Raw genomic sequence first — 9,741 nt, forward strand, 5'->3', positions numbered from 1 at the left:
GGCCCACAAGCGGATCAGGCAGCCTCTTCGGCCGCCACCAGCTCCCGGCACTTGTGAACGTCCTGCCCCATCTGCTCCAACAGGGCGTCCAGCGTCTCGAACTTGGCCTGCCCCCGCACGAACGCCAAGAAGTCGACCGCGACATGCAACCCGTACAGATCGAGCCCGACCCGGTCGATGGCGTAGGCCTCCACCGTGCGCTCGGTCCCGTCGAACTGCGGATTCGTGCCGACGGAGATCGCCGCCGGCATCGCCTCGCCCTGGGCGTGCAGCCAGCCGGCGTACACCCCGTCGGCCGGGATGGCCGTGTGCGGCAGCGTCTCGACGTTGGCCGTCGGGAAGCCCAGCTCGCGCCCTCGCTGTGCGCCCCGCACGACCACGCCCTCGACCCGGTGCGGTCGGCCCAGGATCTCCGCCGCTCCCTCGACGTCGCCCTCGGCGACCAGCCGCCGGGTCAGTGTCGAGGAGAACGGCTCCCCGCCGCCCGCCTCGCCCCTCACGTACAGGTCGACGACCTCGACCTCGAAGTCGTAGGTCTTGCCCTGCGTGGCCAGGAACTCCACGTTGCCGGCGGCCTTGTGACCGAAGCGGAAGTTGGGGCCCTCGACGACGGCCTTGGCGTGCAGCTTGTCGACGAGCACCTTGACGACGAAGTCGGCCGGGGACAGCTTCGAGAACTCGCTCGTGAAGGGCAGGATGAGCACCGCGTCCACGCCCAGGTCGGCCATGAGTTCGGCGCGACGGTGGTGCGGGGCGAGCAGCGGCGGGTGGCTGCCTGGGCGGACGACCTCGCTGGGGTGCGGGTCGAAGGTGACGACGACGGCGGGCACGCCCAGCTCCCGTGCGCGGTCCACGGCATGCCGGATGATCAGCTGGTGCCCGCGGTGCACTCCGTCGTAGGAGCCGATGGTGACGACGCTGCGCCCCCAGTCCTGGGGGATGTCCTCCAAGCCACGCCAGCGCTGCACTGTGCCTGCTCCTTGTCGAAAAGCTCGTCGAACCCGTGTCCGTGGTTGTCCGTGGTTGCCTCGTGCGCAGGTCTAAGGGTGCCATGCCGGGAATCCGCGGTCGGCATCGGCATGGGGCCTGTGACAGGTCGCACCGCTCACCGGCCCCGGTCCGGCCCGCGCGGGAGGCCGTCAGGCGGGGACATGTGTGCCCGCCGGCTCTTCGAGGACCCGGTGGGACCCGGGCCCGACCAGCGCCGCCCACTGCCCGGGCGCGTCCGTGAGCCAGCCTGCCACGCGGGCGGCGAATCCGGGTACCTGCCGGCCGAGGTCGGTCAGGGCGCGGTCGAAGCGGCCGGCGCCCTCCGGGGTGCGGACGAGGAGCAGGCCGATGCGGTGGACGAGGTCACGCAGGTCGTCTCCGCCGTTCCGGGCGACGGCGTGCAGCAGCGCGTCCAGGACGTCGGTGTTCCGCTCGCGGGCCAGAAGCACCTCGCGCAGTTCGCGGCGCAGCGGGCGTGACGCGGGGATGCCGGGCGGGGCGAGCACGGTGGCGAGGGCGCAGCGCAGCCGTACCGGGCCTTCCTCCAGCAGGCCCGTGACCAGCGGCAGGAGCACCGGCCGGGCGTCGGGGCCGCGGTCGAGGCGCTGATCCGCATAGGCGGCCGTGGGCCCGGCGAGTTCCGGCCGCCGCTCGGCCGCCTGCCGCAGGGTTGCGGCGACGCGCCGGGCCAGGCCGGGCGGGGTGGCGTCGGCGAGCGCCCGCAGCGCCTCCTCGGGGTCCGGCCGCTCCAGGCGCGCCGCGAAGGCGTCGAGGACCGGCTCGGGGTGGGTCAGAAGGGCACCGGCCAGCGCGTCCGGAGGGAGCTGTGGGTCACCCGCCGCGAGGCGCTCCAGCGCCCGCGGGAGGTAGAGGACCCGTGTGTGCGGGTCCTGGACGAGGAGGGCGAGTGCGCCGCCGTGCCGGGCGGGGTCGGCGGGGTCGGCGAGCAGGGTGAGGGCCGCGTAACGGAGCAGGGCACGGTCGCCGCCGGTGTGTACGTGGGGCGCGGCCCGGAGGCCGTGGGTCACCGCGGCGGCCCGTCGCGCCGGCCGTTCGTCACGCGCCCATCGGTCGACGGCCCGGCACACGGCCGACGGCTCCTCCTCGGCGAGCACGGCGAGCAGTTCGTCGGCCCGTCGGTGCGCGCGGTCGACGAGCGCGTCCGTCAGATCGTCCAGGGCCCGGTGGCGGTGGGTGTGCAGCAACGCCTGCGCCGCCGTGGCCACGGTCGCGTGCGGGGTGGCGGGCAGCGGCCGCTCGTCGTCGAACCAGCGGGCGAGCAGCGGCTGCACGGTGGCGGGGTCGGCGACGAGCAGTCGCGCGACGGCGTCCAGGAACCGCGGACCGGCCTCGCACGGCGGACCGTCGGCGTGGACCAGCCGTCGCAGGAAGGTGAAGCGCGTGTCCTCCGCCAGCCGCAGGCCGGTCCAGAAGGCGGGTCCGGCCTCCTCGGGCACGGGCCGTCCCTGCCGCCGCCAGGAGACGATCCGGTCGGCGAGCAGCCGCAGCACCTCGGTGTACGGCGTGGCGTCGGGTACGGCCTCCAGGGTCCCGGTGAGCAGCCGGGCGGCCCACCAGGACCGGGTGTCGGCGTCCAGGGCGTGCACCAGGTCGGCCAGGCGGCAGGCCAGTTGGCCGGCTCCGTGCTGGCGGGCGAGGAAGAGCAGGGCCTGCACGACGGGCCCGATGCGGTGGTGCGGCACGGACTCGGACGGCTGCTCCTCGCTGCCGTGGACGAGGGCGTGCAGGGCCTCGTCGAGGTCGAGGTGCATGCCCTGGAGCCAGTCGGCGAGTTCCTCGTGGGCGAAGCGGTAGCCGGGTCCGGCGGGCACGAGCAGCCCCTCGGCGAGCACGGCCGAGGCCCAGCCGGTGCCGCCGCCGAGCCGCGCCGGGGCGGGTCCCCGCGGGAACACCGCCTCGAACGCCTCCGGGTCCAGATCCCCCGGCCCGGGACCGAGCGTGCGCCGGGCGGCCTCGTGCACCTGCCCGGCCACCTTGGCGGCCAGCCGGCGTACGGCGGTGCCGCCCAGGCCGTTCCGGTCGGCCAGCCGCTGGGCGATGCGCAGGGCCACCAGATCCAGGTAGGCCGCGAAGACCTCGTTCCGGCCGACGCTCGCGGCGGGGCCGTCGGAACCGTGGGGAAGGGCGGCGATTCGCTGGGCGTCGACGCCGAAACCCTCGACAGGAGCGGGAAACCGCGGGGCGACGCAGCCCTCGGGAGCGGCGTCGAGCTCCGACAAGCCGAGGCCGTTGGGGGATGCGACACTTCCCGGAGCACCGGATCCCCGGACAGTGCCGTCCATTCCCAAGGTGCCGAGGCCGTCGAAGTGGGCGGCGCATCCCGCGGCGCCGGGACCTTCGGGTGCGGCGGCGAACCCCGGGGTGCCGGGGCCATGGGCAGAGGCGGCGAGCTCCCGGGCCCCGGAGACGTCGGTGGCGTCGGTGAAGGCGGAAAGGATCTCGGCGAGCAACCGGAGGGTGAGCGGGTGCCGGGCCTCCGGGCCGACGAGGGCGCTGTCCGGGAGGCCATGCCGCAGCCGGACCTCCCTGGCCTCTTCCTCGGTGAGGTCGCCGAGCCGTACGCACGCGGGACGGCCTTCCACACCGGCGGGCCGGTGCAGCACCTCCGCCGGGAATCCGGCGCCCTCCCAGTACTCCGCCCGGCACGCCACGACGAGCCGGGCTCCCGTTTCCCGCAGCCACCGCACGGTCCCGTCGGTCCAGTCGGCCGGCCGGGCGGCCAGAGCGGGCGGCATCTCCTCGGGGCCGTCGAGGAGGACCAGCAGCGGCCGGCCGAGGGCAGCGGCGAAGTGGGCGAGCCGCTCGGGTGTGGTGTCGCCCGGCCCGGCCGGGAGGAACGGGGCACGGGACGCGGCCACGGCAGCGGCGGCCCGGTCCAGCGCCCGGCGGACCGCGTCCGCGATCGACGCATCGCCGTCCCGCAGGTCGGCGCCGCGCAGCCACAGCGTGGGACGCCCGCTCCGGCCTCGGCGCGCGGCGAGCGCCGCGAGTTCCGTCGTACGGCCGCTGCCGGGCGCCCCGACCAGGCCGAGGACGGCCGCCCGGCCTGCCGAGAACGCGTCGAACTCGGCGGCCACGGCCGCTCGTTCGACCGGCTCCGGCCCTCCGGTCTGGTCGGGTGGGCCGGCCTGCGCCACCGAGGGGGCGGTCAGCTCCAGCACCCCGGCCAGGTTGAGGTCGGCACCGTACGCGGGGACGGTCGCCGCGTTCTCGGCGAGCAGTTCGGCGAGCGCGCCCGCCGCCGCGGGCGCCGGGGGAGGCAGCAGCACGGCGAAGCCGACGTCGCGGTGTTCGGAGCTGAGCGCGGTGCCGAGGACACCGATCACGGCACCGGTCTCCGTGTCGAGCACGGGGCCGCCGGCCGCTGCGCCGCCTCGCCGCAGCGCGTCCTGCCCCGCCGTGCCGACCGCCAGCTCCAGTGCGCCGTCGAGGCGGTGGCACCGGCCCGTGGCCGTGTAGGTCACGGGGGTCGGTCCCAGCACGCGGGCCTCGCGCCAGCCGTCGGCGGCGATCCGCACATAGGCGCCGGTCGCATGGCCGTCCCGCGCGGTGACGGGCAGCGGCGGCACACCGAGCCCCTCGGTCCGTACGAGGGCCAGGTCGAGCGCGGGCAGCGGGGTGACCGCCTCCGCGGTCACCACCCGGCGGCGGCCTCCGGCTCCGTACAGCACGAGCCGGGACAGGCCGTCGACGGCCTCATGGCTGGTGACGAGGGTGCCGTGGTGGTCGGCGAGGAAGCCGGTGCCGCGGGGGCGGCCGGCGAGGTCGTGGACGCGGACGAGCGCCTCGCCGGGGAACCAGCCCGCGTGCTCCGCGGGCGCCGCTGCCCGATCCGCTGTTCCGGGGCGGTCCTGGGGGCCTCCCGCGCTGCCGTCCGTCTCCCCGGACCGGTTCCGCGACGTCATCGTCGTGCCTCCCCGCCGTACACCTGTGCCCTCGGGTGCGACGGTAGGGGCGAGATGATCAGCGGGACAGATCGCTTCGCGAAAGCGCCCCCTTCCGCTCCCCCGGTTCACTCCGAGCGCCCGCGCGGACGGGTGAACCGGACGGGGCGGCTGGATACACCCTAGGGGTGGGGGAACCGAGGGGGGACCGTGGAGCGGCGGCAGCGGGGGTATCCCGTGGCCGCCGCTCCACGGGCGGACATGCCGGTTCTCCGGTGCGCCCGTCAGCCGAAGACGGCCAGGCTCTTGGCCTTGCCCCGCTGTTCCTCGACGAGCGCCAGGAAACGGCCCTCCGGGCCGAAGACGGCGACGGGGCCGGAGCCCGCGTACTCGTCGGGCATCTCCAGCCGTACGCCGTTGCCGAGCAGCCTGGCCCGCCGGGCGTCGATGTCCCAGCGCGGGAAGGCCGCCGCGGCTGCCTCGGCGATCGGCATCACGGTCAGCTCCTGCTGGAGCTGGTCGAGGGTGCGGGCCGCGTCCAGCTTGTACGGTCCGACGCGGGTACGGCGCAGGGCGGTGAGATGACCGCCGACTCCCAGGTCGGCGCCCAGGTCACGGGCCAGGGCCCGGATGTACGTGCCCGAGGAGCAGACGACCGAGACCACCAGGTCGAGCACGGCCGTGCCGTCGTCGGCGACGGCGTCCCGGACGTCGTACACGCCGAAGGAGGACACCGTGACGGGCCGGGCCGGGATGTCGAACTCCTCGCCGTCCCTGGCCCGTTTGTAGGACCGCACGCCGTTGATCTTGATGGCGCTGACCTTGGACGGCACCTGCATGATGTCGCCGGTCAGCTTGGCGATGCCGGCGTCGATGGCGTGGCGGGTGACCTTGGAGGCGTCTGTCGAGGAGGTGATCTCCCCCTCGGCGTCGTCCGTGAGGGTGTTCTGCCCGAGCCGGATGGTGCCCAGGTACTCCTTCTCGGTCAGCGCGAGGTGACCGAGGAGCTTGGTGGCCTTCTCGACGCCGAGGACGAGGACACCCGTCGCCATCGGGTCGAGGGTGCCGGCGTGCCCGACGCGTCGTGTTCTGGCGATGCCGCGCATCTTGGCGACGACGTCGTGCGAAGTGAAGCCCGACGGCTTGTCGACGATGACGAGGCCGTCGGGCGTGGTGTGCTTCTGGGTCATTCGGCGGTGTCGTCCGTCTCGTCGTCCTCGTCCGGCTTCCGGTACGGGTCGGCCTCGCCGGCGTACTTCGCGCCCGCGGACGCCTCGCGCACCTTGGCGTCGGACTGGCGCGCCTTGTCGAGGAGGTCCTCGATGTTGCGGGCCGTGTCGGGAAGGGCGTCCATGACGAAGGTCAGGGTCGGCGTGAACTTCACACCGGCGGCGCGGCCGACCTCGGAGCGCAGGATGCCCTTGGCGCTCTCCAGCCCCGCGGCGGCGGCCTGCCGCTCCTCGTCGTCCCCGTAGACGGTGTAGAAGACGGTCGCCTCCCTGAGGTCACCCGTGACCCGGGTGTCCGTGATGGTGACGTGCGAGCCGAGCCGCGGGTCCTTGATCCCGCGCTGCAGCTTCTGGGCCACCACCTCTCGGATGAGGTCCGCCAGCCTTTTAGCCCGCGCGTTGTCGGCCACTGGTCCGTCTCCCGTTCTTTCCTGTCTGGGTCGTTCTCGGTTCGTCAGTCGTCTTCGCCGTGGAAGCGCCGCCTGACGGACAGCAACTCCACCTCGGGGCGGCCGGCGACGAGCCGTTCGCACCGGTCGAGCACCTCGCTCAGGTGCCCCGCATCGCCGGACACCAACGCGAGGCCGATGAGTGCTCTGCGATGGAGGTCCATGTGGTCCACCTCGGCCGCGCTGACCGCGTACTTGCGCTGGAGCTCGGCGACGATGGGGCGGACGACGGAGCGCTTCTCCTTCAGCGACCGTACGTCGCCGAGGAGCAGGTCGAAGGACAGAGTCCCCACGTACATGTGTGTATCCGGATGACCCGCCGGTACGGGATCGATGGCCCTGCGGTGTGGTCGCCAGGGACATCAGGAACGTTACCGCGAACCTTGCCGGTGGCTCGACGGGGTTTTTGCCCGCCCACCCGCCCGACGCGGTCGGCCAGGAGGCCCGGCCCCTTGGGGCTCCGCCCAGGCGTGCAGCAAGGCCATCGGAGGATGCCGACGGCCAGTCGGCCGACGCGGTGTGTGCCGCGTCGGCCGACTGGGGAACCGTGGGTGTTACACCCGCGGCTTCTCGCGCATCTCGTACGTCGCGATGACGTCGTCGACCTTGATGTCGTTGAAGTTGCCGAGGTTGATACCGCCCTCGAACCCTTCGCGGATCTCGGTGACGTCGTCCTTGAAGCGACGCAGGCCCTCGATGTTGAGGTTCTCCGCGACGACCTTGCCGTCGCGCAGCAGGCGGGCCTTGGTGTTCCGCCTGACCTCGCCGGAGCGGATGAGAACACCCGCGATGTTGCCCAGCTTGGACGACTTGAAGACCTCGCGGATCTCCGCCGTACCGAGCTCGACCTCCTCGAACTCCGGCTTGAGCATGCCCTTGAGGGCCGCCTCGATCTCCTCGATCGCCTGGTAGATGACCGAGTAGTAGCGGACGTCCACGCCCTCGCGCTCCGCCATCTGCTGCGCACGGCCGGCTGCCCGGACGTTGAAGCCGATGACGATGGCGTCGGAGCCCATGGCCAGGTCGATGTCGGACTCCGTGACCGCACCGACGCCGCGGTGCAGGACGCGAATGTCGACCTCTTCGCCGACGTCCAGCTGGAGCAGCGAGGACTCGAGGGCCTCGACGGAACCGGAAGCGTCACCCTTGATGATCAGGTTCAGCTGCTGGACCTCGCCGGCCTTGAGCACCTTGTCCAGGTCCTCCAGCGACACGCGGCGCGTGCGCTTGGCGAACGCGGCGTTCCGCTCACGGGCGGCGCGCTTCTCCGCGATCTGGCGGGCCGTGCGGTCCTCGTCGACGACGAGGAAGTTGTCGCCCGCACCCGGGACGTTGGTGAGGCCCAGGACCTGCACCGGCGTCGAGGGACCGGCCTCGGCGACGCTGTTGCCGTTGTCGTCGTGCATCGCCCGGACTCGGCCGTACGCGTCGCCGACCACCATGGTGTCGCCGACCCGCAGCGTGCCGCGCTGGACGAGGACCGTCGACACGGCACCGCGGCCGCGGTCGAGACGGGACTCGATCGCGATGCCCTGCGCGTCCTGGTTCGGGTTGGCCCGCAGGTCGAGCGAGGCGTCGGCGGTGAGGACCACGGCCTCCAGCAGGGAGTCGATGTGCAGACCCTGCTTGGCGGAGATGTCGACGAACATCGTGTCGCCGCCGTACTCCTCGGCCACCAGGCCGTACTCGGTCAGCTGACCGCGCACCTTGGTCGGGTCCGCGCCCTCGACGTCGATCTTGTTGACCGCGACGACGATCGGGACGTCGGCCGCCTTGGCGTGGTTGAGCGCCTCGACCGTCTGCGGCATGACGCCGTCGTTGGCCGCGACGACCAGGATCGCGATGTCGGTCGACCTCGCACCACGGGCACGCATGGCGGTGAACGCCTCGTGACCCGGGGTGTCGATGAAGGTGATCTTGCGCTCTTCGTCGTTGACCTCGGTCGCGACCTGGTAGGCACCGATGTGCTGGGTGATGCCGCCGGCCTCGCCCGCGATGACGTTCGTCTTGCGGATGGCGTCGAGGAGCCGGGTCTTACCGTGGTCGACGTGACCCATGACGGTGACGACCGGCGGGCGGACCATCAGGTCCTCCTCGTCGCCCTCGTCCTCGCCGAACTCGATGTCGAAGGACTCGAGGAGCTCGCGGTCCTCCTCCTCCGGGCTGACGATCTGAACCGTGTAGTTCATCTCGTCGGCGAGGAGCTGCAGCGTCTCGTCGGAGACGGACTGCGTGGCCGTGACCATCTCGCCGAGGTTCATCATGACCGCGACGAGCGACGCCGGGTTGGCGTTGATCTTCTCCGCGAAGTCGGTGAGCGACGCACCGCGCGACAGGCGAACGGTCTCGCCGTTGCCGCGAGGCAGCATCACACCGCCGACCGACGGGGCCTGCATGGCCTCGTACTCCTGACGGCGCTGCCGCTTCGACTTGCGGCCACGACGCGCCGGACCGCCGGGACGGCCGAACGCACCCTGCGTGCCTCCACGGCCACCGGGACCGCCGGGACGGCCACCGAAGCCGGGACGGCCACCGCCGCCACCGAAGCCGCCGCCACCACCGGGACGACCGGCGAAACCGCCGCCGCCACCGGGACGACCGGCGCCACCGCCGCCTCCGGGACGGCCGGCGAAGCCGCCGCCACCGGGACGACCGCCACCGCCGGGACGACCCGCGCCACCCGGACCACGACCGCCGCCACCGGGGCCGGGGCGCGGGCCGGCAGCGGGACGCTGCGGCATCATGCCGGGGTTCGGACGGGGACCGGCGGGACCGCCGCCGGGACGCGGGCCGCCGCCCTGCGGACGCGGCATCGAACCCGGGGTCGGACGATTGCCGCCCGGAGCCTGCGGACGCGGACCGCCACCCTGGGCGCCGGGCGCCTGGGGACGGGGACCGCCGCCGGGACCGCCGGGGCCGGGACGGCCGCCCTGCGGACGGGGCGCCTGCGGGCGCGCCATACCGGTGGAGCCACCCGAGGTGAAGGGGTTGTTACCCGGACGCGGACCGGCCGGACGACCACCCTGACGCTGCGCCGGGGCACCGGGACGCGGACCCTGACCACCAGGGCGCTGGCCCTGGCCGCCGCGGTCCTGGCCCGGACCGCCGGAGGGGCGGCCGCCGGGCTTGGGAGCGCCGGGGCGCGCGCCGGGCTTCGGCGCGGCCGGG

General features: G+C 73.7%; 6 protein-coding genes. All 6 read right to left on the bottom strand.

The genetic code is table 11. The features are described from left to right. Positions 1-14 precede the first annotated feature (14 nt). Entirely contained in the window at positions 15-968 is a 954-nt protein-coding gene (locus tag IE212_RS31940) for a bifunctional riboflavin kinase/FAD synthetase (RefSeq protein ID WP_190201473.1), read from the bottom strand. A 171-nt stretch (positions 969-1,139) separates the two neighbouring features. Next, complete coding sequence (locus IE212_RS31945) at positions 1,140-4,916, bottom strand: S1 family peptidase (RefSeq protein ID WP_190201474.1); 3,777 nt, start codon at positions 4,914-4,916, stop codon at positions 1,140-1,142. A gap of 263 nt (positions 4,917-5,179) precedes the next feature. Then, positions 5,180-6,085 (bottom strand): tRNA pseudouridine(55) synthase TruB, encoded by a 906-nt coding sequence (gene truB, locus IE212_RS31950; protein ID WP_190201475.1) that lies wholly within the window; start codon positions 6,083-6,085, stop codon positions 5,180-5,182. After that, a complete protein-coding gene (gene rbfA / locus IE212_RS31955) occupies positions 6,082-6,534 on the bottom strand; it encodes a 30S ribosome-binding factor RbfA (RefSeq protein ID WP_190201476.1) in 453 nt (150 codons plus the stop codon). Before rbfA ends, truB begins: the two co-directional genes overlap by 4 nt. Before the next feature lie 44 nt (positions 6,535-6,578). Beyond that, complete coding sequence (locus IE212_RS31960) at positions 6,579-6,872, bottom strand: DUF503 domain-containing protein (RefSeq protein ID WP_003993359.1); 294 nt, start codon at positions 6,870-6,872, stop codon at positions 6,579-6,581. A gap of 255 nt (positions 6,873-7,127) precedes the next feature. Further along, a partial coding sequence (gene infB, locus IE212_RS31965; protein ID WP_190201477.1) for a translation initiation factor IF-2 occupies positions 7,128-9,741 on the bottom strand: 2,614 nt, incomplete at its 5' end.

Origin of the sequence: Streptomyces djakartensis, assembly GCF_014651075.1 — a bacterium.
In the GTDB taxonomy this organism is placed as follows: Bacteria; Actinomycetota; Actinomycetes; order Streptomycetales; family Streptomycetaceae; genus Streptomyces; species Streptomyces djakartensis.

What these genes read in the sequence shown, in the direction of transcription:
- IE212_RS31945 (WP_190201474.1), bottom strand. Translation starts at nt 4,916, where the DNA reads ATGACGTCGCGGAACCGGTCCGGGGAGACGGACGGCAGCGCGGGAGGC.
- truB (WP_190201475.1), bottom strand. Translation starts at nt 6,085, where the DNA reads ATGACCCAGAAGCACACCACGCCCGACGGCCTCGTCATCGTCGACAAG.
- IE212_RS31960 (WP_003993359.1), bottom strand. Translation starts at nt 6,872, where the DNA reads ATGTACGTGGGGACTCTGTCCTTCGACCTGCTCCTCGGCGACGTACGG.